Raw genomic sequence first — 422 nt, 5'->3', positions numbered from 1 at the left:
CTGGGAAACCTTTTCGGCTGTTTTTCGGTGCTCAATTAATCAAACAGGCAACTAACCTGTCGGATGTTGAACTGGTTAATGCGATTCGCGATACACCAGCTTATCAGTACTTCATTGGGCTTCCCAGATATCAAATCGAGTTACCTTTCAGTCCTTCTTCCATGACGGTCTTTCGCAAGCGAATTGCCCCCATTAGTCCCGAGTTGCGAACGATTATTGGTGACTGGGCCAAACAAGAGCTGAAGCATTCTTCGACTGATGACCAAACGATTATCGTGGATGCAACGGTCGTACCGGTAAACATTCGCTTTCCGCAAGACTATTCGCTACTCAACCAAGCACGCACAACGCTTGAAAAGTTCATTACTGAGTTGGCTCACCAATTAAACACTCAGATTCCCCGAACCTACAAGCGGGAAGCT

Annotated in this window: 1 protein-coding gene; it reads left to right on the top strand. The window is 46.7% G+C overall.

Annotation, left to right across the window (positions count from 1 at the left end; genetic code table 11):
• A partial coding sequence (locus ON15_RS09745; RefSeq protein ID WP_010581307.1) for a transposase occupies positions 1-422 on the top strand: 422 nt, incomplete at both ends.

The sequence above is a fragment of the Liquorilactobacillus vini DSM 20605 genome (assembly GCF_000255495.1).
Taxonomy (GTDB): Bacteria; Bacillota; Bacilli; order Lactobacillales; family Lactobacillaceae; genus Liquorilactobacillus; species Liquorilactobacillus vini.
This window is presented reverse-complemented; position numbering and strand designations above follow the sequence as displayed.